The organism is Amycolatopsis sp. NPDC051758, assembly GCF_044453095.1.
Taxonomy (GTDB): Bacteria; Actinomycetota; Actinomycetes; order Mycobacteriales; family Pseudonocardiaceae; genus Amycolatopsis.
In genome coordinates this window covers 863,573-886,835 of the sequence record NZ_JBITCJ010000002.1, presented here as the reverse complement: position 1 = coordinate 886,835, position 23,263 = coordinate 863,573, and the positions used below count along the sequence as shown (strand labels likewise).

Sequence of the window (23,263 nt, the reverse complement as noted above, 5' to 3'; positions counted from 1 at the left end):
CTGCCTCTCTGCTGCGAGTCGCCTGCGCCGCGAGCCGCCTCCCTGCCGCCACATCCTTGGTCACAGTCGCAGCACCATCATCCCCGCCAAAATTGTTGACAATTTCGTCTACGGAACCGTACGGTGACCACATGAAGCCCGTCATCGTCACCGATCCGCCGCGCGCCGACCTCGAGCAGGTGACGCGCCTGGCCGACTACGGCGTCGCCACCGTTCACGAGGCGCTCGGCCGGTCCGGGCTGCTCGGCCCCGACCTCCGGCCGATTCAGGACGGCGTGCGCGTCGGTGGCACCGCCGTCACCGCGCTGTGCTGGCCCGGGGACAACCTGATGATCCACGCCGCCGTCGAGCAGTGCCGCGAAGGCGACATCCTGGTCGTCACCACCACTTCGCCGTGCCGTGACGGGCTCTTCGGCGAGCTGTTCGCCACCGCGCTGCGCCACCGCGGCGTGCGGGGCCTGGTCACCACCACCGGCGTCCGCGACGTCGCCGAGCTGCGCGAGCTGGGCTTCCCGGTGTGGTCGGCGGCGGTGAGCGCGCAGGGGACCGTCAAGGCGACCGCGGGCGCGGTGAACGTCCCCGTCGTCCTCGGTGGGCAGGTCATCCGCCCGGGCGACGCGATCCTGGCCGACGACGACGGCGTCATGCGCGTACGCCGCGAAGACGTCCGAACCGGACTGGAAGCGAGCCAGGCCCGGCTGGAAAAGGAAGCAGCCGCACGGGAAGCCTTCGCCAACGGCCAGCTCGGGCTCGATCGGTACGGGCTGCGCGAAAAGCTCGAAGCCCTCGGCGTCCGCTACCTGACCGCCGAGGAGTACGAGAAGGAGCAGGCATGACCGGCGTGCGCTGCATGCTCATGCGCGGGGGCACGTCGAAGGGCGCCTACTTCCTCGCCGAAGACCTGCCCGCCGACCCGGCTGTCCGCGACGACCTGCTGATGCGGATCATGGGCACCCCGGACCCGCGCCAGATCGACGGGGTCGGCGGCGCCCAGCCGGTCACCAGCAAGGTCGCGATCGTTTCCGGGGCCACCGAGCCCGGCCACGACGTCGACTACCTGTTCCTGCAGCTCGGTGTGGAAGAGGCGACCGTCTCCGACCGGCAGACCTGCGGCAACCTGCTGGCCGGCGTCGGGCAGTTCGCCGTCGAACGCGGGCTCGTGCCCGCCGGGGACGAGCGCACCACCGTGCGCGTGCGGCTGCTCAACACCGGCACCATCGCCGTCGCGAGCTTCGCCACGCCCGGCGGCGAAGTCGACTACAGCGGTGGCACGGCCATCTCCGGCGTGCCCGGCACCGCCGCCCCGGTCGAACTGGACTTCACCGAGACCGAAGGGTCCGTCTGCGGCAGCCTGCTGCCCACCGGCCACGTCCGCGACGACGTCGGCGGCATCCAGGTGTCCTGTGTGGACAACGGGATGCCGGTCGTCGTGGCGCGCGCCGAAGACCTCGGCATCACCGGCTACGAAGACACCGCCGAGCTGGCGGCCGACACCGCACTCGCCGGGCGGATCGACGCGCTGCGCATCGAAGCCGGGAAGCTGATGGGGCTCGGCGACGTCAGCGGCAGCTCGATCCCCAAGACCACCCTGGTCGCCGCGCCCCGCGACGGCGGCGCGATCTGCACGCGGACGTTCATCCCGGTCAAGCCGCACCCCTCGATCGGTGTTCTCGGCGGCGTCAGCGTCGTGACCGCGCTGCTGCTGGACGGCGCCGTCGGCAGCGACCTGCTCGCCGCGGGCGAGCCCGTCGAAATCGAGCACCCGAGCGGGAAGCTCGCGGTCGGCATCGAGTTCGACACCACCGTCACCCCGCCCCGGGTCCGCCGGTCGACGGTGATCCGCACGGCGCGAAAGCTGTTCGACGGCACCGTTTTCCCGCGTTCCTGAGGAGCCTGCCATGCCCGATCCCTCGCCCCGTCACGAAATCGCGCACCTCGGACACGTCGAACTGCGCACCCCGGAGCCGGAGAAGAGCCTCGACTTCTTCGTCCGCGTGCTCGGCCTGACCGAGAACGGCACCGACGGCGACTCGGTGTACCTGCGTACCTGGGACGACTACGAGCACCACAGCCTGAAGCTGACCGCGGCGAAGACGTCCGGCGTCGGGCGGACGGCGTTGCGCACCTCCAGCGAGGACGCCCTCAAGCGGCGCGTCGTCGCGCTCGAGGAGCGCGGGCTGGGCGTCGGCTGGACCGACGGCGACACCGGGATCGGCCCGACGTACGTGTTCCGCGACCCGGACGGCCACGAGCTCGAGATCTACTGGGAGACCGAGCGTTACGACCCGCCGGAGCACCTGCGCCCGGCGTTGAAGAACCAGGCGCAGGCGTATCCGGCGCGCGGGGTCGGGGTCCGCCGCCTCGACCACGTCAACTACCTGGCCCAGGAGGCGGAGGCCAACGGGCGGTTCATCTGCGACGCCCTCGGCGGCCGGGTCACCGAGCAGATCCAGCTCGACAGCGGCGTGATTTCCGGGCAGTGGACGCACTTCGCGCAGAAGTCCTACGACATCGTCTACACCAACGACTGGACGAAGACGAACGGGCGGCTGCACCACATCGCGTTCGCGACCGACACGCGCGAGGACATCCTGCGTGCGGCCGACATCGCGCTCGACACCGGTGTCCACATCGAAACCGGGCCGCACAAGCACGCGATCCAGCAGACGTTCTTCCTCTACCTGTACGAGCCCGGCGGCAACCGCATCGAGCTGTGCAACCCGACCGGACGGCTGATCTTCGCGCCGGACTGGGAGCCGGTCACGTGGACCGAGGCCGAGCGGGCCAAGGGCCAGGCGTGGGGCCTGAAGACGATCGAGTCGTTCCACACCCACGGCACGCCGCCGGTCGACTGACCGCCCTCAGCGTGCCGGCTCACGGCGTCACCAGGGCACGGAACCCTCCTCGCCGAAGAAGCCGCCGGTGGGCCCGTCCGCGCCGAGCGAGGCCAGGCGCACCACGACCGCCGCGCCCTGGGCCGGCGTCAGGTACCCGGTGTGGTTGTTGATGTCCGTGTCGACGAAGCCGGGGCTGACGGCGTTGACCAGGATGCCGTCCTTGCGCAGTTCGTTGGCGTACTGCACGGTCAGCGCGTTCACCGCGGTCTTGGACGGCGAATACGCGGCCGACGCCGGCAGCCGGGTCAGCGGGCCGTCCGGGTCGCTCGCCAAGGCCAGTGACCCCGCGCCGCTGCTGACGTTGACGATGCGCGGCGCCGGTGCTCGCCGCAGCAGGGGCAGCAGCGCGTTGGTCACCGCGATCACCCCGAAGACGTTGGTCTCGAAGACCGCCCGGACCATGTCCAGGTCGACCGAGCTCGGGAGCTGGTCAAGGGCGTCCGTAGGGGAAACCGGGCCGGAGCCGGTGATGCCGGCGTTGTTGACCAGCACGTCGAGCCGGCCGAAGCGCTCATCGATCCACCGGGCGGCCGCCCGGACGCTGGCCGCGTCGGTGACGTCCAGGACGACTGCGACACCGCCGACCGCCGCGGCGGCCTCTTCGCCGCGTTGCGGATCGCGGGCGCCGAGCACAACCGTCATGCCCAGCGCGGCGAGCTGTTCGGCGGTCGCGCGGCCGATGCCCTTGTTCGCCCCGGTGACCAGGGCGACCTTCTGCGTGTGTTCGTTCATGCCCCCGAGACGAAACGGCCCGGTCGTTCTGTGACATGTCACAGCGGGCCGGGCTGGTTCGTCCCGGGTGCGTGACCCAGACCGAGGAGTTCGAAGACCTCCGCCCGCTGCTGTTCTCGATCGCCTACCGGATCCTCGGCAGCGTGACCGAGGCCGAGGACGCGGTGCAGGAGACCTGGCTGCGCTACGAGTCCTCCACGACGCGGCCCGAGTCCGTCAAGGCGTTCCTGGCCGCGACGGTGTCCCGGATCGCGATCGACGTCCTGCGTTCGGCGCGCGTGCGCCGCGAAGAATACGTCGGGCAGTGGTTTCCCGAGCCGCTGCTGGCCGATCCCTACGAGGACCCGGAACGCTCGGCGGAGCTGGCCGATTCGGTGTCCATGGCGGCCCTGGTGCTGCTGGAGCGGCTCAGCCCGCTCGAACGCGCGGTTTTTGTGCTGCGCGAGGTGTTCGGGTTCGGTTTCGGGGACGTCGCGGCGGCCGTGGGACGCTCGGCAGCCGCGTGCCGTCAGCTCGCCGTGCGGGCGCGCCGCCACATGGACGCCGGCGGCGCCCGGTTCGCGGCGGACCGCCGGGAGCGGGAAGAGCTCGCCGGGCGGTTCTTCGACGCTTTCCGCGAAGGCGACGTCGACGGGCTGCGGAAGCTGCTCGCCGCCGACGTGCAGATGGTCGGTGACAGCGGCGGCAAGGCCCCGTTGTGGGGCAACGGGATTCACGGCGCCGTCAACGTGGCGCGGGTGCTCGTGGGGCTCGTCGCGCCGTTCGCCCGGATCGGCGGCGTGGTGGAGTCCCGCGAGCTGAACGGCCAGCCGGGGGCGCTCTTCCGCGACCGGGACGGCAAGGTCGTCAACACCCTGGCCCTCGACGTCCTCGACGGGCAGGTCCAGGCGATCCGCGTGGTGCTCAATCCCGACAAGCTCGCCCACCTGGGCCCGGTCGCGGACGCCTGGGTGGTCGTCCGCGAGACGAACCGGGCCCGGCGGTCAGGGCGACCGGCAAAAACTGTCGGACCCCCGTGAAATGATCCTCGCGAGTCACCCGCAGCCCGACCGGAGGTCTTCATGCCTTTCGCCGACGAACTGATCGGCGCCCGCACCGTGCGCGACCTCGTGGCGGCCCTGCGCGTCGCGGTGCCGCGCTCGAAACCGGTTTCGGTCGCCGCGGCGGAGACCGCGCTCGCGCCGTTGTCCCTTCGCGAACGCAGCGATCTGCTGCGTGACGCGCTGCTGAACGACCTGCCAGGGGACTACGCGTCCTTCGCCGCGACCGTGCGCTCCGCGGCCTCGGCGCCGACCTTCACCGGCTGGCTGATCTGGCCGGTCACCAGCGCGGTCGCGGTCAAGGCGATCGAGCAGGGCGACGAAGATGCGTTCGATGACGCGCTCGTGCTGCTGGCGGAGTTGACCCCGCGGCTGACGTCGGAGTTCGCGCTGCGGGTGCTGCTCAACCACGACCTGGACCGCGCGCTGGCCACGATCGCCGGCTGGACCGGTTCGGACAGCCACGACGTGCGGCGGCTCGCGTCCGAAGGAACCCGGCCGATGCTGCCGTGGGCGGTGCGGGTGCCGCGGATCCTGGCCGAGCCGAACTCGACCCTGCCGATCCTGAACGCGTTGTACCGCGACAACAGCGAGTACGTCCGGCGGTCGGTGGCCAACCACCTCAACGACATCAGCCGCCGCGACCCGGATCTGGTCGTCGCGACGGCGTCGCAGTGGCTGGCCGAGCCGGGCGAAGATCCGGGCGCCACGGGGAAGGTCGTGCGGCATGCGCTGCGCACGCTCGTCAAGCAGGGCCACCCCGGCGCGCTCGGGCTCCTCGGGTTCGCGCCCGCCCGCGTCGAGGTGACCGGGCCGCGCTTGTCGGCGGACGCGATCGCGATCGGGGCGGCGCTGACCTTCACGGCCACGGTGCGCAACCTGGAGTCCGAGCCCGCCCGGCTGGCGATCGACTACGTCGTTCACCACCGCAAGGCCAACGGCACCACGACCGGCAAGACGTTCAAGCTGACCACGCAGGTCCTCGGGCCGGGGGAGAGCTACGAGCTGAGCCGCGAACACTCCTTCCGGGTGATCACCACCCGTCGCTACCACCCCGGCGCGCACGCCCTGGAGCTGCAGGTCAACGGGGTCCGCTCCGGCCGGGCGGACTTCGACCTCCTCGCGGCTCCTTAGCCGTGGCAGGTGTCCCGGCCCGGGGGCACGTCCAGGGCGGGGTTGCGGTCGAAGAAGCCGACCGGCCGGAGCTTGAAGCCGGTGTGGTCGACGGGCATGATCGGCCAGTCCTCCGGGCGCGGGAAGTGCGTCAGCCCGAAGGTGTGCCAGCCGACGAGGTCCTGCCCGTCGAGGTCGCGATCGCCGGCCACGAAGGCCGGGAGCCCGGCGCCGCCGGGGTGCTGGTTGACGAAGTCGCCCGCCGCGTACCGCTGGGCGGGGTCGAACCGGGTGACCCACAGGTGCTTGGTCGCGAAGGTCGCGCGGCGGCTGATGGAAGAGTCTTCGTCGGCCAGCAGCTCCGGGTTTCCCTCCGGCAGCAACGCATACGCGACCGGGTCGCCGAGGCGGTTGCGCGAGCCCGGGTTCGTGATGTGCCAGACGCGGCCCTTGCGGTTGTCGGCCATCCGCTGTGCCTCGGACTCCGTGCGCAGCGGGGTCCGGCGCTGGGTGAAGGCGTTGCCGCGCTGGTTGTCCGGGCCCATCGGCACGCGCTCGACGTCGACCTCTTCGACCAGGTTCTCCGGCCCGTCGACCATCATGTCGAGGCGCGCGCTGAACAGGTGCTGGTGGTACGGCGCGCCGAGACCCGGCGCGAGCTGCGACGCGTACGGGTAGCCGGGGCCGGGGTAGGCGGAGGTGAAGACGACGCCGGTCGCCTTGACCTCGCACTCGATGGTGCCGTCGAGGTAGAGGTACCAGTAGAAGCCGTAGTCGTAGTTGCCGATGGTGGTGAAGAACGACAGCACCATGCGGCGCTGGCGGCGGGTCTCGGCCGAGCCGGCCCAGAGGTCGGTGTGCTTCCAGAGGATCCCGTGGTCCTCTTCGTGCAGGCAGATCGCGTTCGGCAGCGTGCGGGGATGGCCGGACTCGCCGGCGATCACCGCGTCGAGGTAGGTGATGTCGCCGACGCAGTCGCAGCCCAGCTCGAGCGCGTTGGCGTAGCGGCCGACCAGGTACTCGCCGGTGTCGAAGTAGTTCTGCCACGACCGGACCGGCGACGGGTCGCCGTACGGCACGACCATTTCGGCGATCGACGCCCGGTGCACGATCGGGCGTCCGTCGAAGGCGATCTGGTGCAGCACCAAGCCTTCCCGGGCGTCGAAGCCGATGCGCAGCGACCAGTTCTCCCACTGGAGGAGGTGGCCGTCGAGGGTGAAGCTGGGGCCCTGCGGCTGGGTGATCTCGATCGGCTTCTGTGACGTCCGCGGCGGGCCGGTGACGGCGGGGTCGTCGAAGTTGCCGGACTCTTCGGGCACCGGGACCGCGCCGGTGTCGATGACCTGGTCGACGGTCTTGGCCACCACGTCGACGTAGGCGACCAGGCCGTCGACGGGATGGGCCCAGGGGTGGTCCTTCGGGTGCCGCTGCACGAACGCGAGCCCGCGCAGGATGCGGCGGCCGACCTCCTCGGGGTACTCGAACACCCCGGCCGAGAGCGGGGCGACCCGCACGTCGGCGACGTCCAGGTCCCGCGCGGCCAGTGCGGCCAGCCAGCGCTCGTCGGTGGCGAGGATCTGCTCCACCAGCTCGAACTCCTCGTCGAGCACCGGCAGCTGCCCGTCGACGGCCGGGTCGAGCCGCCGTTCGGCGACGACCTTTTCCGCTGTTGTGGAGAGGAGGACGTCGTGTCCGCCGCGCGCGGCGACGTCGTGCAGCAGCACGCGGACGACGCGGTCGGCCGGCTGCCCGCCGTAGAGGGCTTCCTTCGGCGGCTCTTCGAGTCCGAGGTAGACCACGCGCGCGGTCGGCGGGAGCAGGCCGGCGTCGGCGAGCACCTGCCGGGCGGTGGTGATCTCCTCGGCGGTCAGCGGGGCGAGCGGGTGAGCGAAGGACATCGGGCGGCTCCCGTTTTCTCCAGGTGTAGACTGAAGAGTGCGGCAAACCCGCCGCGAACGCCAGGGCCGGCGGTCACTTCACCGGTAAAGACGGCCCGGGGAGGTGCGCCGTGCCCAAGCAGATCGACCACGACCGGCGCCGCGCGGAGATCGCGGAGGCGACCTGGCGGCTGATCGCGAAGCGCGGCCTCGAGGCGGCCACCCTGCGGGAGATCACCGCGGCGCTCGGGATGGCGCACGGGGCGCTGAAGCACTACTTCCCGGACAAGAACGCGATCGTCAAGGCGGCGTTCACGCACGTCTTCGAGGCGACCAACGCCCGGATCAGCCACCGGCTGGGCGACGCGACCGGGCTCGCCGGGCTGCGGGTGTTCTGCCACGAGATCGTGCCGGCCGACGAGGTGACGGAGCTCGAAGCCCGCGTGGTGCTGCCTTTCTGGCAGCGCGCGCTGGCCGACGCGGAGCTGGAGTCGGTGTTCGTCTCGGCCATGGCGGAGTGGCGTGCCCGGATGGCGGGGTTCTTGCGGGCGGGGCGGGAAGACGGCTCGGTTGTTTCCCCGGTGGCCGAGGAGGTGCTGGTGGAACAGCTGCTGGCGATGTTGAACGGCCTGCAGGTCCACGCGCTGCTGACGCCGAAGGTGACAACGCCTGGACTGCAGCGGCAGGTGGTGGATGCTTTTGTCGACGGTCTCGGGCCGCCGGGTGCGGGTGGCGGGGCCTTGGCAGTGGTCGGCCCGGATGCGGTCGGCGCTGGGCCGGGATTTGTTGGGGTGGCTGCGATCGGCCCGGTCGAGTCAGCAGCCGGTCCGGCCGCCGGGTCCGCGACGGCCGCTGTTCCGGACATCGAGCCGGAAGCCGGCTTCGCGGATTCCTCCGGCGAGGCCTCGGCCGCCGCCCGCCGCGAAGCCGCTGACTTCCTGTCCTTCGCCGAGACCGCCGTCAGCGCCACCGCCGAGCGGCTTCCTGACACCGATCGGCAAGCCATGACGCTGGTCCTGCTGCTGCACCGGGTCGCGAACACCGTCGTCTACGATCTCGAGTCCACTGTGCACCGGCCGGCCGGCTGGAGCTGGTCGGCGTTCCGGCTGCTGTTCACCGTCTGGGTGGCCGGCCCCCAGGAGGCCGGCCGGGCCGCCGAACTGACCGGGATGAGCCGGGCCGCGGTGTCCAGCCTGGCCAAGACCCTCGACGCCGCCGGGCTCGTCGGTCGCGCCCCCGACGAGCGTGACCGGCGCAGCGTCGTCCTTTCCCTGACTAAGCCGGGGAAGAAGCGGCTCGAAGCCGCCTTCCGGGAGCACAACCGAAGAGAGTCCCGGTGGGCCGGACTGCTGACGCCCGAAGAGCTGACCGCGGTGAACACCCTGCTGGCCCGGCTCGCACGTACCGCCCAGGACCAGGACTGGATCAGCCACCGGTTCTGATCAAATGTTTAAATACTCGCCGGCCCCCGGCAAGGGAGCCGGCGAGGCGAGGTCACTGGCAGGCTTCGCAGTCCGGGTCGTCGATGCGGCACGCGGCTCCGTCGGTGAGCGGGAAGTCGAAGTCGTCGAGCACGGGCACGACCGGCGTGGCGGCCGCTTCTTCGGGCGCGGTGGTGGCGGACATGGCACTCCCTTGGGTACGAACGGTTTCCACTCCTCTGTAGCGCCGAAGATCGACAGACATTCCGTGACGCGCGGCACACCCGGTGTGCTAACTTCCCCGGCATGCGCCGGATGCTCGCGGTTTTCGCCTCCCTGCTGGTGTTTTCCCTGATCACCCCGGGTGCGGACGCCGCGCCGAAGCCGGGCCGCGAGTGTTCGACGCCGTCGATCGACCGGCTTCAGCAGTGGCTGGCCAGCGGTGAAGGCACCACCGTCCCGGCCACCGGGAACCTGCTCGTCCGCGAGCGGCACGGGTACGCCGCCAAGGTGACCTTCCTCAACAACGAGTGGCACGTGGCCGTCGTGTGGCTCGGCAACCAGTTCGAGGCGCAGGCCGATCTCTCGCGTTCGGCCGGCTTCTGGCTCACGTACAGCGCGACGGACGACCTCTACGTCCAGCTGCGCCCGGCGTCGCACTGGAGCGGCGGCGACAAGTGGCTCACGCTCGTGCCGTCGACGCACGGGAAGCTCGTGACGAAGTTCTTCGGCTTCTCGCCGCGCAAGTGGACGTCACTGCCGGAACTCGGCACGCCGTCGTACTCGTTCGCTTCGGCGCTTCCGGAGGCACGCGGCCTGGTCTTCGTCGGCAAGACGGCGAACCGGCTCGACTTCCGCGGCCTGCGCATCGACGGCTACCGGCCGCCCTGCCTCTGAATCAGTGCGGGTTGCCCATCGACGAGTTGTCGTAGCTGCCCTGGCCGCCGGCGCGGTAGGTGTACCGGCCGGACTTCCGGCCGCGCCGCGCCCGCCGGCCGAGCAGGACGAAGACGATCACGAGCGTCAGGATCAGCAGCGCGATCCCGCCGAGGCCGAGCACGAGTCCGGTGGGCATCGGCCGAGCATAGTTCAACGGCGCTGCCGCCCGCGGCGGCCGAGTCGACAAGTCGGCGAGGTCAGCGCAGGACGCGCCGGATCATCTCCACCAGCTCGGCGACGTCGGCGTCGGCCATCGGCTTGCCGGTCATGCCCATCCGGTGGAGCAGGGTGCCGACGATGACGTCGATGACGAACAGCACCCGGTGCTCCGGCTCGCCCAGCACGTCCTGGAGCGCGAGCCGGTACGGATCCTGCAGCCGCGTGGACAGCACTTCGCGCAGGGCGGGGTCGCTGACGGCGTCGACGAACACCCCCGCGAACGCGCCGCCCACGCCCGGCTCGCCGATCTTCGCCGCGACCCAGTGGATGGCCGACGCCACGATCTCGTCCGTGCCCGCGCCGTCGAGGGGTGCGGGGCCGAGCGCGTCGACGAGGCAGTCCGTGATCAGGGCGCCCTTCGACGGCCAGCGGCGGTAGAGCGTCGTCTTCGCGACACCCGCTTCGGCGGCGATGCGGTCCATCGTCGCGCCCGCGTAGCCGAGGTTGTGCACCGAGCGCAGGGCGGCCGCGAACACGGTCGCGTCCAGGTTCGTTCGGGGCCGCCCGGGCGCGGACGAGGTGGAAGCCGGCACCGGAACAGGCTACCCTGGCAATTACGCTACCGTTAGTATCGTAATTCGGCCGGAGGAGAACACCATGGGAGACAAGGCACCACTGCGCGCCCGGCTCGTCCTCAGGGACAAGCTGGACTGGGAAACGCTCACCGACGCCCAGGTGATCGCCGTGCGCGAGAAGGTCAACCGCCTGCGCCGGGCCCGCACCACGCGGATCGTCACCGGGCTGCCCGACCGGGGCACCCGCATCGAGGAGACGACGATCGACCTGCCGGGCCGGCGGCTGATGCTGCGGGTGCACCGGCCGAGACGGTCCACCGGAAAGCTCCCGCTGGTCCTTTCCTTCCACGGCGGCGGTTTCATCGTCGGCACGGCCGCGCAGAACGACTGGCTCAACAGCCGGATCGCCGCCCGCTGCCCGGCCGTGGTCGTCTCCGTCGAATACCGCCTCGCCCCCGAGCACCCGCTGCCCGAACCGGTCGACGACGGCTACGACACGCTCGTCCGGCTCGTCGAAGACCCCTTCGGCTGGGGCATCGACCCCGGTGCCGTCGCGGTCCTCGGCGAGAGCGCCGGCGGGACGCTCGCCGCGCTCGTCGCCTTGCGCGCCCGCGAAGCCGGGCTGCCGCTGCACGCCCAGGTACTGATCTACCCGAGCACGGACTGGACCGAGACCGCGCACGCCTACCCCTCGGTCGCCGCGAACGCTGGCCGGCCCGGGCTCTCGATCTCCGAGTGGTCCGCGGCCCGCCGGCTGAGCGTGCCGCCGGACCTCGACGCGCGGACGGTGTCGCCGGTGAAGTTCGAGAGCCTGGCCGGCCTGCCGCCGACCCTGGTCGTCACCGGCGAGCTGGATGCCGCCGAAGACCACGGCCGCCGGTACGTCGAGCGGCTGCGCGAGGCCGGCACCGACGCGCGCGTGAGCCGCTACGCCAAGGCCATCCACAGTTTCCTCAGCGTGCCCGGCCTGGTCCCGGCGGCCCGGCCCGCGCGTCGCGAGGTCGTCGCCTTCCTGCACGACCGGCTGCACCCGGCTCCGCGTCAGAGGTCCAGGACGACGTCCTCCTGCGGCCTCGCGCAGCAGACCAGCGCTTCGCCGGGTGCCGGCGGCTCCAGCGGATCCGGCTCGTAGGCGACACTGCCGGAGAGCATCGGCGTCACGCACGTGTGGCACACGCCGGTGCGGCACGACCAGCGGGTCGGCACGTCGCAGGCCTCGGCGAACTCCAGCAGGCTGGGGTAACTGTCGTTCCACGGCACCGTGAGCCCGCTGCGCGCGAAGGTGACCGCCGGCCCGGTGCCCGCCGCGCCGGCCGGGGGATGCGGGGTGGTGCGGACGGCGTCGGTGATCCCGGGGTTGATCGCGGACACCCCGCCGAACAGTTCACTGTGGACGTTCGCCGGGTCGAGGCCGAGCTTGACCAGGGCTTCGCGCATCGCGGTCATGAACGCGTCCGGGCCGCACAGGTACGCCGTCGCGGCGCGGGGCAGCTCCAAAGTGGACAGTGTCTCGGCGGTCAGCCGGCCGTGGGTGGCGCCGGGTGTGCCGGGTGCCGGTTCTTCCGCGGTGTAGTAGACGTTTTCGTGGCCGTGAGGGAGGCTCGCCAGCAGTTCGTGCGCTTCGGCGGCGAACGCGTGCTCGGCCGCCGTGCGGGTGGTGTGCAGCCACCGGACCTCCCGCCCGGTCCGGCTCGCGGCGAGCGCGTGCAGCATCGCCAGCACCGGTGTGACGCCGATGCCCGCGGAGATCAGGAGCACGGGCCCGGTGTCGCCGGCCAGTACGAAGTCGCCGCGCGGCGCGGCGACGTCCACCACCGCGCCCGCCTTCAGCCGGGTGTGGAGATAGCCGCTGACCACGCCGTCGCGCTTGACGCTGATGCGGTACTCGCTGTCCGACGGCCTCGCCGACAGCGAGTAGCTGCGGACCGGCGCCGGGTCGCCGGCCTCGGGGACACGCAGGGTGAGGTACTGGCCGGGGACGGGCCGGGGGAGCGGGGCGCCGTCGTCGGCGGCCAGGTGGATCGAGGCCACGGTGGTGCTCTCGGGCACGATCCGCTCGACGCGCAACGGCCGGAAACCGCGCCACCCGCTCGGCTCGGGTGCCGGCGCCGCCGCGAGCAGGTCGCGGAACGACCCCTGCCAGCCGGGGCTGAGCGCCGGGATGTCGACGGCCTTGCGCAGTGTTTCGGCGTCCCGGCCGGGCAGGTAGAGGAGCGCGTCGACGTCGGCGACGCTCAGCTCGTGACGCCCGGTCCGGGTGCGGACGATCTCGTCGCCCGCCTCGACGTGCCCTTCGGTGATGACACGCAGGTAGAAGCCGGGCCGGTGGTGCGCGACCAGCAGTGACGGCATCCGCGGCTCGCCCAGCCGCATCCCGACGCGGAAGCACGTGACACGCGGCTGGGTGACCTCGAACTCGGCCTCCCCGATGCGGTAGCGGTCGCCGATGTGCACCTCGTCGTCGGGCAGGCCGTCGACGGTGAAGTTCTCGCCGAACTGGCCGTCCGCCAGGTCGTCCCGGCCCAAGAAACGCCGCCAGTGCTCGTAGGACTGGCGCTGGTAGACGAGCACCGCGCGGTTCTCGCCGCCGTGGCCGCCCAGGTCGCCCTGGCCGTCGCCGTCGACGTTGAGCCGCCGGACCATCAGCCGGCCCTCGACCGGGTACTTGAAGATTCCGGTGTGGACGGTCTTGCCCTGCCAGGGCACGTCCTTCGGCATCCCGACGTTGAGTGAAACCAGGCGCGCCACGGTCATCGTCTCCTTCAGTCCGCCGCGCCCGGGCGGGAGCGCTGGTAGTGCCGCCGGGCCTTCATGCGGTTGCCGCAGACCGCCATCGAACACCAGCGGGCGCCGTTGGGCTTGCTGTGGTCGATCAGGAACAGCCGGCAGTCGGGGTTGGCGCACGGGCGCAGCCGGCCGGGGCTCGACTTGGCGAGCTCGTCCCAGGCGAGCACGGCTCGCGCGGCGGCCGACCGGCCCGGCGGGACGTCGAGCTGCCACTCGACCCCGCCGTCACCGAAGGATGCCCGGTAGCTCACGGCGTCGACGAACCGGGCCGCCGAAGCGGGCGTGTCCTGACCGCGCACGATCCGCTGCAGCACGGACCGCGCTTCGAGCACCGCGCGGTGTTCGTCGTCGGTCGCCGGCTGCCCGTGCGCAGCCAGCCAGTCCCGGCCCGCCCCCACCTCGGCCAGGTCGTCCCCGGGCACCCCGTCACGCACGGGCGTGGTGTTCAGCAGGTCGAGCAGCAGCGCCTCGTCCGTCGTCGTCATCCTAACCTCCAAACCCATGCTTGACAGGTTACAGCATCGATGTTTCCATTTCTAACCATCAAAGTCACTAATAAAGGTTAGGAGCACGTGATGGGACTGGCCTGGCAGCAAGGACCGCTGTCCACCCGGGCGGTGGGGCACTTCCTGGTCGAACAGCCGCTGCCCGAGCAGATGCTGTTCGCGGAGCCGCTGCGGCGGCGGATGCGCGTCCGGTTCGGCGGCGAGTGGGTCGCCGACAGCGAGGACGTCGTCCTGCTGCACGAACCCGGGCGTTACCCGGTGGCGTACTTCCCCGTGGCCGACGTCCGCGAGGGCCTGCTCGTCGCGGAGAACCGCACGACGACGCACCGCGAGCTCGGCCCGACGGAGTGGTTCACCGTGGAGGCGGGGGACCAGAAGGCGCCCCGTGCGGCCTGGCGCTACCCCGGCCTCCCCGGCCACGCGGACGTCCTGCGCGACCGCGTCGCCTTCGCCTGGCGCGCGATGGACGCCTTCTACGAGGAGGACGAGCGCATCGTCGGGCACGCCGCCGATCCGTACCACCGCATCGACATCCGGCAGACCTCACGCCACCTCGTCGTGCGTGACGGCGACCGCGTCGTCGCCGAATCCCGGCGCCCGGTCGTGCTCTACGAATCGGGCTTCGCTCCGCGCTGGTACGTGCCGCGCGAGGACGTCGACCTCACCGCGCTGACCCCGGCCGAGGGCCAGACGTTCTGCCCCTACAAGGGATTGGCCGGCTACTACGACATCGGTTCGGGCAAGCGCGCCGCCTGGGGGTACCCGGAGGCGTGGCCCGAGGTCGAGCGGGTGTCCGGGTTCGTGTCGTTCGAGCCGGACGTCGTCGACGTGACCCTCGACGGCCGGAAGCTGGCGCTCGAGCCGGGCCAGACGGTGACCCCGCACGGCGTCGACCGGGGCCTGGACCCCGACGAGCTCAAGGCAGGCGTCGCGCCGGCCCCGACGGGAGGGAACTGACATGACATCTTCGTTGCAGGACCGGACAGTGCTCGTGGTCGGGCGTGGCAGCGGGATCGCGCAGGCGGTGACGCTCGCCCTCCGGGCAGCCGGGGCGAAGGTCGTCGTCGCCGGCCGCGACGAGCAGGCGCTCGCCGCGGCGTACGACGACCCGGATGTCACCGCGGCCGCCGTCGACCTCACCGACGAAGCCGCCGTCGCGGCGCTGGCCGAGCGGCTCGGCCGGGTCGACCACGTGGTGTCGACGGCATCGGCCCGGGCCCGGGGCGCGCTCGGCGACCTCGGCCACGACACCGTGCTCCGGTCGTTCGACGTGAAGGTGCTCGGGCCGCTCCTGCTGGCAAAGTACTTCGCGCCGCGCATGCCGGAAGACGGCTCGTTCGTCTTCTTCTCGGGATCGTCCGCCCGCAAGCCCGCTCCGGGCATGCTCGCCGTCGGCGCCACGAACGCCGCGGTGGACGTGCTGACCCGCGGCCTCGCGGTCGAACTGGCGCCGATCCGGGTGAACGCGGTGTCGCCCGGCACGATCGACACCGGCGCTTACGACGCGCTGGGGGAGCAGAAGAAGGCCGAACTGTTCGCCACCCGCGCGGCCACCAGCCCGGCGCGCCGCGTCGGGCGCGCCGAAGACATCGCCGAAGCCGTCGTCTTCGCGCTGGGCAGCACCTTCCTGACCGGTGTCTCGCTCGGCGTCGACGGCGGCGAACCCCTCGTCTGAGTACCAGGAGCGTCCACGATGAACTACCTGATCGAGATCCTCACCCTGCCCGTGTCCGACGTCGACCGGGCGACGCGGTTCTACGCCGAGCAGGCCGGGTTTTCCCTCGACGTCGACTACCGGCCGAACGACGGGTTCCGGGTCGTCCAGCTGACCCCGCCCGGCTCGGCGGCGTCGATCCAGCTCGGGATCGGGCTGACCGACGCGCCCCCGGGATCGGCCCGCGGCGGCTATCTCGTGGTGTCCGACATCGAAGCGGCGCACGGCGAGCTGGCGGGCCGTGGAGTGCCGGTCGGGGCGTTGCGGCACAAGAAGTCCGCGGCCTGGCAAGGGGACTACACGCCGGGGCCGGATCCGGAGCGACGGGACTACGCGAGCTTCTTCGACTTCGCCGACCCGGACGGAAACACGTGGGTGGTCCAGGAACGCGGTTACGGGACGCGCTGATTCGCTACCGTGACGGCATGACGGAGGGTGTGCCGACCTGGCCCGAGGTCTTCGGCCGCCTGCAGGCGGCCGGGTTCCGCACCGTCACCGGGGTGATCCGGTACCGCGTCCCCGGCGACGGCGAAGGCGAGCTGCGGTTCTGGCACGAGGTTCCCGGCCGGTGGCGGGTCGAGGACGAGCACGGCGTCCGGCACGTCACGGACGGGCGGCGGGAACTGGTCCGCCGCGACGGCCGGCTCGAAGACCTTTCCCACACCGGTTTCCACCACGGGCTGCCCCACCCGCAGTCGCTGTTCGGGCTCCGGCTCGGCGGGCGCGTCGAGTTCGACTGGCTGCGCGACTTCCCCGCGCCGGAGCGGCCGGGCGAGCCGGCCGAGGTCGGCGGGCGGCAGGCCTGGGAGTTCGCGCTGCCGGCGGTCGAGCACAAACGCGCCCGCAAGCCGTACCCGTTGCGCGTGGCCGTCGACCAGGCCACCGGCGCCGTGCTCCGGCTGGCCGTCCCGGAAGGCGATTACTTCGTGGAACTGACGGAGTTCACCGTGGACGGCGAGCTGCCGCCGGACGTCTTCACCTGGGCCGGCCCGGTGTCCACCCGGCTCGCCGACGAGCGTGCCGAGGCCGAGCGGGTCGGCCGCTGGCTGGCCGGAGCCGAGCTGCCGATGCCGCGCTGGTGGCCGCGCGGGCTGCCCCACCACGGCGGTGACGGAGATCCCGCCACCGGCGCGTACCGCGTGCTGCTGGAGGTGCCGGGGTTCCCGGAACTGTCGCGCTGGCCCGCCGGGGCGCCCATGCCCGGCGGCTGGGACGGGCGGCACGAAGGCCGCCACGTCCACCGCTGGAGCGACCGCCGGTGGGAGTGGGCGCTCGCGGTGGACGAGCCGCTGAGCGAGCCGGACCTGGCGCGGGTCGTCGAGTCGATTCCCGACGCCTGAGGGGGCGAACACGTGAGTGAGCACCGCGCGGTCGTGGACCGGATCGCTGGGGTGGACGGGCGGTGTGCTGCCGGGAGGCGTACCCCGACGCTCGAACTGTTCTGACGCTCAGGGCGACTCGACCGGCGTCGCCGCCCAGGACGCCAGGATGCGCAAGGCTTCGTGCGCCGGCGAGCCCGCGTCGGCGGTGAGGACCATCAGCCGCTGCCCGCTGCCGTCGGGGCTCTCCCACATGTCGCAGTCCAGGGTGAGCTCACCGACGACCGGGTGGCGGTAGTGCTTGACCCCGTAGCCGGCCGACGTCACGTGGTGGGCCGCCCACCACGTGCGGAACTCGGGGTGGTGGACGGCGAGCTCGCCGACGAGGTCCGCCAGCTCCGGCGCGTCCGGGTCGCGCGCGGCCTCCAGGTGCAGGGCAGCCACCGCCGTGCGCGCGGCGTGTTCCCACTCGACGTGGAGGACGCGCACCTGCGGATCGGCGAACAGCAGGTAGACGTAGTTGCGCCGGTTCGCCGGGTAGCGCGCAAAATCGGTGAACAGCGCCGCGGCCGATTCGTTCCACGCCACGATGTCCATCCGCCGTCCGAGCACCATCGCGGGTGTTTCGGCCAGCTGGTCGAGCAGCCGTTTCATCGCGGGCCGCACCTTTTCGCCCGCCCGGCGCCGCGGCCGGCGGAAGGGCTTGCCCGCCAGTTCGTACACATAGGACTGCTGGTCCTCACTGAGCCGGAGTGCGCGGGCCAGGGTCGCGAGCACGGCGGACGAAGCCGGCACCCGCCCCTGTTCGAGCCGCGTGAGGTAGTCGACGCTGATCGCCGCCAGCTGGGCCACCTCCTCGCGGCGCAGGCCGGCCACCCGCCGCCGGGTGGCGGGCTCCGGCAGGCCGACGTCGGACGGGTTCAGCTGCGCGCGGCGCGCCTTGAGGAAGTCGCCGAGCTCCCGGGGCCGGCTGATCGGGTCCATCCGGCCATTGTCGCCCGGCCGCGCCGCTCGTGCCTGGGCAGGTTTCTGCCCAGGCACGAGTCTCGGTCACGATCGGAGCTCACCGACCGGCGCCGGCAGCAGGTCCTGGCGCTTGCGGTCGGTGACCCACCACTTGCGCACGCCGGGCTTGCGGGCTTCGTAGGCCAGCTGCTTGACGGTGCTCCGGCACACGAACTCCTTGAGCTTCGCGCCCGGGCGGCCGCCGACGTACAGCTTGATCGCGTGGTCGTCCCGGTGGGAGAACTGGAAGAGGCCGTGGGTCCGCCCGAGGCTCAGGCACAAACCGGCGAAGCCGACGCCGATCGGCGCCGGCGCCGTGCCGGCGATCCGGGCCAGCACGGTCTCGGCGGCCTGCGGGCCCAGCTGCACCGCGGACTGGCAGCCCATCCGGAACGGCAGGTCCGACGGCGCCGCCGAGTCCCCGGCCGCGACCACCCGGCCGTCGTCGACGCTGGTCAGCGTCTCGTCGGTGCGCAGGCGGCCGGTGGTGTCGGTGCTCAGCCCGCTGCGGGCGGCCAGGTCCGGCACCCCGAACCCGGCGGTCCAGACGGTCACCGGGCTCGGCAGCTCGCGGCCGTCGTCCAGCGACACGCCGGTGGGGGTCACCGCGGTCACGGCGGCGCCGTCGAGGATCGTGACACCCAGCTCGGCCAGGTGCTCGGCCACCGAACGGCGTCCCCGCGGGTGCAGGTACGGGCCGAGCTCCCCGCCGCAGACGAGCGTCACGGCGCGGCCCCGCTCGGCGAGCTCGGCGGCGGTCTCGATGCCGGCGGGCCCGGCGCCGACCACCGTCACCGCCGCAGCCGGAGCGGCGTCGAGGACCTCGCGGAGCCGTTGTGCTTCCTCGAAAGTCGCGACGGGATGGGCGAAGTCGGCCGCGCCGGGCACGTCCGTCCCGGCGTTGGCGCTGCCGACGGCGTAGACCAGGTAGTCGTAACCGAGCGTGCCGCCGCCGGCGAGCGCCACGGTGCGTCCGGCCGCGTCGATCCGGGTCGCGGTGTCGACGACCAGGCGGACGCGCCCGGCCAGGACGTCCCGGTAGTCGGTGACGGCGCTGTGGGAGCCGCCGATCAGCTGGTGCAGGCGGATGCGCTCGACAAAACCGGGGCGCGGGTTGATCAGGGTGACGTCGACGTCGTCGCGCTGGGTCAGGCGGTTCGCCGCCATCACGCCGGCGTACCCGCCGCCGATCACGACCACTTCGGTGTTCTCGCTCATGGTGTCTCCTTCGCTCGTCGGCCCCAAGACACCGGCCGGCCGGGCGGTGTGACACCGGCGTGTCGGCGGCGCCGTCGTTCTCGGTTCCGTCGCGGACCGTGAACCGCCGAGCGGTCGTCCGCCGCCGTCGCGGGCGCCGACCAGGCCGGCGCCACGAGCGTCGCAAGCTCCACCGCGGGTCCGTGAGCGCCGGGCCGGAGTGCGTGTCGGCGGCCGGTCGGCGTGTCGGCGGCGGTGTGCTCCAGCCGGGTGAAGCGGCGTGTCAGACTTCGCGGCGATGTACACCCCAGCCGACCTCGCCGACCTGCTCGAATGTGAGCACCGCAGCGTCCTCAAGCAGGCGCTGGCCGCGGGCCTGCCGGGCGCGCCACGGCCCGCTCCGAGCCTCACCCGGCCCGAGGTGGCCGACCCGGCCGCCGTGAAAGCGACCGAGGCGGACCTGCGGTCGGGGGCGCTGATGATCCACCAGGCCGTCCTGCGTGACGGTGAGTTCTCGGGGCGCGCGGACCTCCTGGTCCAGGACGACGAAGGCCGCTACGAGGTCCACGACGCGACGCCGGTCCGCCACGCCGATCCCGCCGCCGTCGTGCGGCTGACCGCGGTTGCCGACGCGCTGCGCCGGGGCGGGTGGCCCGCCGGTCCGCACATGCACCTGCGGCTGGGGGACGGCAGCACCCGGACGCTGCGGGTCGACGACTTCCGGCCGCTGGTGGAGCGGCTGCGGGCCCGGCTGCAGGGCCGCGAACCCCGGCTGCCGGCCCGGCTCTGGGCCGACGAACGCCCGGCCTGCGCCGGCTGCGGCTTCGCCCAGCACTGCGCGTCGGCCCGGGAGGCCGACCGCGACCTCTCGCTCGTCGCCGGGATGCGCAGCGACCAGCGCCGCAAGCTCGTCGCCGCCGGGCTGGGCTCGATCGACGCGCTCGCCGAGGCCGGGCCCGCCGACCGGCCACGCGACCTGTCGACGACGTCGTTCGCGAACCTGCGTGCCCAGGCCGCGCTGCAGGTCCGGCAGGACACCACCGGCGACATCTCCTACGAGATCGTCGACCCCGGCGCGCTCGCCGAGCTGCCGGCGCCCGCGCCCGGCGACGTTTTCCTCGATCTGGCGGGTGATCCGCACGCGCTGTCGGGGGAGGGCTTGGACTACCTCTTCGGGGCCGTCACCGCCGACGGCGGCCAGCGGTTCACGCCGTTCTGGGCGCACAGCCGCGCCCAGGAGAAGCGGGCGTTCGAGGAGTTCGTCGACTTCGCCTCGGCCCGCGTCGCCGAGCACCCCGGCTCGCACGTCTACCACTACGCGCCGTACGAGGTCACCGCGATCAAGCGGCTCGCGGCGGTGCACGGGACCCGCGAGGAGGAGGTCGACCAGCTGCTGCGCGGGGGTGCCGTCGTGGACCTGCACACGGTGGTGCGCAAGGCCTTGCGCGTGTCGCAGCGGTCGTACTCGATCCGGTACCTCGAGCCGCTCTTCCGGCCCGGCGCCCGCGAGAGCAGCGTGAAGACCGCGCTGTCCGACGTCGAGGTGTACGAGGAGTACCTGGCGTTCACCCGGTCCGGCGAGGCGGAACGCGCGGACGAGGTCCTGCGCGGCATCGGCGAAAACGCCGAGTACGACTGCGTTTCCGCCTGGCGGCTGTTCGAGTTCCTCCATCAGGTCCGCGCCGACGCCGGTGTCGAGCTGCCCGAGCCGGTCGAGGAATCCGCCGAGGACGCGCTGCTCCGCCAGACCGAAGAGGATCTCGCCGCCGAACGGCGTGCCGAACGCGCCGCGCAGCTGGCCGCGCTGGTCGACCCGCTGCTCGACGGGCTCCCGGACGACCCGGGTGCCTTCACCCCCGACGAACGCGCCCGCGCGCTGCTGGCGGCGTCGGTCGGCTACCACCGCCGGGAGACCAACCCGGCGTGGTGGGAGTACTTCCGCCAGCTGGCCGCCCCGCTCGGCGACCTCGAGGTCGACACCGCCTGCGCCGTCCCGGTTTCGCTGGAAGCGGGGGAGTGGGTGCCGCCGGCCGGGCGCGTCCGCAACGCCAAGCGGACGCTGCTCCTCGCGTGCGACCCGGACCGGCCGCACCCCTTCGCACCCGGTGACGACGTCCGGCTGCGCTACGGCGACACCGCCCGCGACGCCAAGGTCGTCGCGGCGTCGGCCGTGGAGCTGACGCTGGAGGAGAGCAGCCCGCCCGACGCGACCACCGCGGACCGGCCGGTCGCGGTGCTGCCCGGCAGCCCGGTGCGGCCCTCGCCCAAGGACGAGGCGGTCGCCGACCTCGCCCGCCTGGTTGTCGACACCCTCCCGGCGCTGCCGCGCCACCCCGGCGTCGACCTGCTCCGCCGGACGTCACCGCGGCTGCTCGCCGGCGCCGCGCTGCCGGAGCCGGGTGACGACCTGGTCCGCACGGTGATCGAAGCCGTCGACGAGCTGGACGGCTCGGCGCTCGCGGTGCAGGGGCCGCCCGGGGCGGGCAAGACCTACCTCGCCGGGAAGCTGATCGCCCACCTCGTGCGCGCCGGGCGGACCGTCGCGGTCACCTCCACCAGCCACAAGGCCGTGGAGAACGTGCTGAGCGCCGCCAAGAAGAGCGCGCCGGAGCTGCCGTGTGCCAAGCGGGCGAAGAGGACGCCGGACCCGGCGGCGCCGTGGGAACAGCCGAAGAGCAACCCGGCGCTGGTGAAGTGGCGCGAAGAGCACAACACCGGGCACCTGGTCGGCGGCACGGCGTGGACGTTCGCCAACGCCGCGATCCGCGAAGAGCCGTTCGACCTGCTGATCATCGACGAGGCCGGCCAGTTCGCCCTCGCCGACGCGCTCGCCGTGTCGATGTGCGCCAAGAACGTCCTGCTGCTGGGTGATCCGCAGCAGCTGCCGCAGGTGGTGCAGGGCACGCACCCGGCGGGCGCGGAGGCGTCGGCGCTCGGCCACCTGATCGGCGAGGCCGACATCATGCCGCCGGCGCTGGGGTACTTCCTCGACGAGACCCGGCGCATGCACCCCGCCGTGTGCGAGCCGGTGTCGAACCTGTCCTACGCCGGCCGGCTGCACGCCCACCCTTCGGCGGCCGACCGCGCTCTCGACGGTGTTGCCGCGGGCCTGTACCTGGCCGAGGTCGACCACCACGGCAACACGACGCGGTCGGTGGAGGAGGCGGCCGCCGTCGTCGCGCTCGTGGCCGGCCTGCACGGCCGCCCGTGGACCGACCACGGCACGACCCGGCCGCTCGGGGACGCCGACATCGTGGTGGTCGCGCCCTACAACCTGCAGGCGCGGACGGTGACGCGGGCCCTGGAGGACGCGGGGTTCCCCGGTGTCCGGGTGGGCACGGTCGACCGGTTCCAGGGCCAGGAGGCGCCGGTCGTGATCACCACGATGACGTCGTCGTCGGCGGTCGACCTGCCGCGCGGGCTCGACTTCCTGCTCTCGCGCAACCGGCTCAACGTCGCGCTCTCGCGGGCGCAGGCGCTGGCGATCCTGGTGTGCTCACCACGGCTCGTCGAGGCCGACATCCGGACCGTGGACCAGATGCGGCTGGTCGCGGGCATGATCGGCCTGATGACCGCAGCAGGGCCGTGGCCGCTCGGGTGACTGGCTCCACTTGAGCGCGGCGTGCCAGGTCGCGATCAGCGCCTCGTCGTCGGCGTAGCTCGGCGCCGTCCCGACCGGCACCCAGGCCTGCTCGACCGGAGCGCCGTCCTCGACGCGCACGACGGTGACCCCGGCGTATTCCAGCACTTCACGGCCGTGCCCGGCGGGCACCGAGACCGCACGGGTGCCCAGCTGCAGCCGCACTTCCCGTTCACCCATCAACCAGGTTCCCCCATCTCGTTCGACGATGGTGTCGCGCACCGGCCGCGATCCGTAACAGTTTCCGGGGTCCTCCGGCCGGGTGTGCGGTGAGCGGCACGGATCCACCGGTCGGCGGCGGCTTTGCCCGGTGACCGGTGGATCGCCGGCGGACCGGGCACC

General features: G+C 72.5%; 23 protein-coding genes. 13 read left to right on the top strand and 10 right to left on the bottom strand.

Translation table 11 applies throughout. The features are described 5' to 3' along the window. The first annotated feature begins 131 nt into the window (after positions 1 to 131). From ACIA5G_RS13090 to ACIA5G_RS13080, 3 genes are read left to right on the top strand one after another with little or no spacing between them, the layout of a single operon-like run. Entirely contained in the window at positions 132 to 836 is a 705-nt protein-coding gene (locus tag ACIA5G_RS13090; protein WP_395922961.1) for a 4-carboxy-4-hydroxy-2-oxoadipate aldolase/oxaloacetate decarboxylase, read from the top strand. After that, positions 833 to 1,888 (top strand): 4-oxalomesaconate tautomerase, encoded by a 1,056-nt coding sequence (locus tag ACIA5G_RS13085; protein WP_395922960.1) that lies wholly within the window; start codon positions 833 to 835, stop codon positions 1,886 to 1,888. The genes ACIA5G_RS13090 and ACIA5G_RS13085 overlap by 4 nt, the downstream gene beginning before the upstream one ends. A gap of 10 nt (positions 1,889 to 1,898) precedes the next feature. Further along, positions 1,899 to 2,855 (top strand): catechol 2,3-dioxygenase, encoded by a 957-nt coding sequence (locus ACIA5G_RS13080; protein WP_395922958.1) that lies wholly within the window; start codon positions 1,899 to 1,901, stop codon positions 2,853 to 2,855. 27 nt (positions 2,856 to 2,882) lie between these two features. Here the strand turns inward: ACIA5G_RS13080 and ACIA5G_RS13075 are convergent, their stop codons facing one another. Beyond that, positions 2,883 to 3,629, bottom strand: coding sequence for an SDR family oxidoreductase (locus ACIA5G_RS13075; protein ID WP_395922957.1), 747 nt, complete (start codon positions 3,627 to 3,629; stop codon positions 2,883 to 2,885). Between the two features lie 71 nt (positions 3,630 to 3,700). Here ACIA5G_RS13075 and ACIA5G_RS13070 point away from each other — a divergent pair, with 71 nt between their 5' ends. Both ACIA5G_RS13070 and ACIA5G_RS13065 read left to right on the top strand, forming a co-directional pair. Then, complete coding sequence (locus ACIA5G_RS13070; RefSeq protein ID WP_395922955.1) at positions 3,701 to 4,648, top strand: RNA polymerase sigma-70 factor; 948 nt, start codon at positions 3,701 to 3,703, stop codon at positions 4,646 to 4,648. 42 nt (positions 4,649 to 4,690) lie between these two features. Next, entirely contained in the window at positions 4,691 to 5,803 is a 1,113-nt protein-coding gene (locus ACIA5G_RS13065) for a DNA alkylation repair protein (protein ID WP_395922954.1), read from the top strand. On the opposite strand, the gene ACIA5G_RS13060 is transcribed toward ACIA5G_RS13065, so the two are convergent. Then, positions 5,800 to 7,680 carry a primary-amine oxidase gene (locus ACIA5G_RS13060; RefSeq protein WP_395922953.1) on the bottom strand — a complete coding sequence of 627 codons (1,881 nt, stop codon included), beginning with the start codon at positions 7,678 to 7,680 and terminating at the stop codon, positions 5,800 to 5,802. The genes ACIA5G_RS13065 and ACIA5G_RS13060 overlap by 4 nt on opposite strands. A gap of 110 nt (positions 7,681 to 7,790) precedes the next feature. On the opposite strand from ACIA5G_RS13060, the gene ACIA5G_RS13055 reads away from it, so the two are divergent. Then, the gene (locus tag ACIA5G_RS13055) at positions 7,791 to 9,101 is read left to right on the top strand and encodes a TetR family transcriptional regulator C-terminal domain-containing protein (protein WP_395922951.1); all 1,311 of its coding nucleotides are present in this window, start codon (positions 7,791 to 7,793) and stop codon (positions 9,099 to 9,101) included. A 52-nt stretch (positions 9,102 to 9,153) separates the two neighbouring features. Here the strand turns inward: ACIA5G_RS13055 and ACIA5G_RS13050 are convergent, their stop codons facing one another. Then, positions 9,154 to 9,285 (bottom strand): hypothetical protein, encoded by a 132-nt coding sequence (locus ACIA5G_RS13050; protein ID WP_395922950.1) that lies wholly within the window; start codon positions 9,283 to 9,285, stop codon positions 9,154 to 9,156. Between the two features lie 101 nt (positions 9,286 to 9,386). On the opposite strand from ACIA5G_RS13050, the gene ACIA5G_RS13045 reads away from it, so the two are divergent. Beyond that, entirely contained in the window at positions 9,387 to 9,977 is a 591-nt protein-coding gene (locus ACIA5G_RS13045; protein ID WP_395922948.1) for a hypothetical protein, read from the top strand. 1 nt (position 9,978) lies between these two features. On the opposite strand, the gene ACIA5G_RS13040 is transcribed toward ACIA5G_RS13045, so the two are convergent. Both ACIA5G_RS13040 and ACIA5G_RS13035 read right to left on the bottom strand, forming a co-directional pair. Beyond that, positions 9,979 to 10,155, bottom strand: a complete 177-nt coding sequence (locus ACIA5G_RS13040) for a hypothetical protein (protein ID WP_395922947.1) — start codon at positions 10,153 to 10,155, stop codon at positions 9,979 to 9,981. 61 nt (positions 10,156 to 10,216) lie between these two features. Continuing rightward, a complete protein-coding gene (locus tag ACIA5G_RS13035) occupies positions 10,217 to 10,771 on the bottom strand; it encodes a TetR/AcrR family transcriptional regulator (RefSeq protein ID WP_395922945.1) in 555 nt (184 codons plus the stop codon). A 64-nt stretch (positions 10,772 to 10,835) separates the two neighbouring features. On the opposite strand from ACIA5G_RS13035, the gene ACIA5G_RS13030 reads away from it, so the two are divergent. Next, positions 10,836 to 11,885, top strand: coding sequence for an alpha/beta hydrolase (locus ACIA5G_RS13030; protein ID WP_395922944.1), 1,050 nt, complete (start codon positions 10,836 to 10,838; stop codon positions 11,883 to 11,885). Here ACIA5G_RS13030 and ACIA5G_RS13025 read toward each other — a convergent pair. Both ACIA5G_RS13025 and ACIA5G_RS13020 read right to left on the bottom strand, forming a co-directional pair. Beyond that, positions 11,795 to 13,507 (bottom strand): MOSC domain-containing protein, encoded by a 1,713-nt coding sequence (locus ACIA5G_RS13025; protein ID WP_395922942.1) that lies wholly within the window; start codon positions 13,505 to 13,507, stop codon positions 11,795 to 11,797. The two genes, ACIA5G_RS13030 and ACIA5G_RS13025, sit on opposite strands and share 91 nt — an antisense overlap. An 8-nt stretch (positions 13,508 to 13,515) precedes the next feature. Continuing rightward, positions 13,516 to 14,025 carry a CGNR zinc finger domain-containing protein gene (locus tag ACIA5G_RS13020; RefSeq protein ID WP_395922941.1) on the bottom strand — a complete coding sequence of 170 codons (510 nt, stop codon included), beginning with the start codon at positions 14,023 to 14,025 and terminating at the stop codon, positions 13,516 to 13,518. A gap of 90 nt (positions 14,026 to 14,115) precedes the next feature. Here ACIA5G_RS13020 and ACIA5G_RS13015 point away from each other — a divergent pair, with 90 nt between their 5' ends. Genes ACIA5G_RS13015 through ACIA5G_RS13000 form a run of 4 tightly spaced genes read left to right on the top strand, consistent with a single transcriptional unit; the run spans position 14,116 to position 17,100 of the window. Beyond that, positions 14,116 to 15,003 carry a DUF427 domain-containing protein gene (locus tag ACIA5G_RS13015; RefSeq protein ID WP_395922939.1) on the top strand — a complete coding sequence of 296 codons (888 nt, stop codon included), beginning with the start codon at positions 14,116 to 14,118 and terminating at the stop codon, positions 15,001 to 15,003. A 1-nt stretch (position 15,004) separates the two neighbouring features. Next, entirely contained in the window at positions 15,005 to 15,721 is a 717-nt protein-coding gene (locus tag ACIA5G_RS13010; protein ID WP_395922938.1) for an SDR family oxidoreductase, read from the top strand. Between the two features lie 18 nt (positions 15,722 to 15,739). Then, the gene (locus ACIA5G_RS13005; protein WP_395922937.1) at positions 15,740 to 16,168 is read left to right on the top strand and encodes a VOC family protein; all 429 of its coding nucleotides are present in this window, start codon (positions 15,740 to 15,742) and stop codon (positions 16,166 to 16,168) included. A gap of 17 nt (positions 16,169 to 16,185) precedes the next feature. Beyond that, positions 16,186 to 17,100 carry a hypothetical protein gene (locus tag ACIA5G_RS13000; RefSeq protein ID WP_395922936.1) on the top strand — a complete coding sequence of 305 codons (915 nt, stop codon included), beginning with the start codon at positions 16,186 to 16,188 and terminating at the stop codon, positions 17,098 to 17,100. Positions 17,101 to 17,208: 108 nt separating this feature from the next. Here ACIA5G_RS13000 and ACIA5G_RS12995 read toward each other — a convergent pair whose 3' ends face one another. Both ACIA5G_RS12995 and ACIA5G_RS12990 read right to left on the bottom strand, forming a co-directional pair. Further along, positions 17,209 to 18,063, bottom strand: a complete 855-nt coding sequence (locus ACIA5G_RS12995) for a helix-turn-helix domain-containing protein (RefSeq protein WP_395922935.1) — start codon at positions 18,061 to 18,063, stop codon at positions 17,209 to 17,211. 66 nt (positions 18,064 to 18,129) lie between these two features. Continuing rightward, positions 18,130 to 19,302, bottom strand: a complete 1,173-nt coding sequence (locus tag ACIA5G_RS12990; protein ID WP_395922934.1) for an NAD(P)/FAD-dependent oxidoreductase — start codon at positions 19,300 to 19,302, stop codon at positions 18,130 to 18,132. A gap of 277 nt (positions 19,303 to 19,579) precedes the next feature. Here ACIA5G_RS12990 and ACIA5G_RS12985 point away from each other — a divergent pair, with 277 nt between their 5' ends. Beyond that, complete coding sequence (locus tag ACIA5G_RS12985) at positions 19,580 to 22,882, top strand: TM0106 family RecB-like putative nuclease (RefSeq protein WP_395923514.1); 3,303 nt, start codon at positions 19,580 to 19,582, stop codon at positions 22,880 to 22,882. Here ACIA5G_RS12985 and ACIA5G_RS12980 read toward each other — a convergent pair. Then, positions 22,778 to 23,143 (bottom strand): hypothetical protein, encoded by a 366-nt coding sequence (locus ACIA5G_RS12980; RefSeq protein ID WP_395922933.1) that lies wholly within the window; start codon positions 23,141 to 23,143, stop codon positions 22,778 to 22,780. The two genes, ACIA5G_RS12985 and ACIA5G_RS12980, sit on opposite strands and share 105 nt — an antisense overlap. Positions 23,144 to 23,263: the final 120 nt, after the last annotated feature.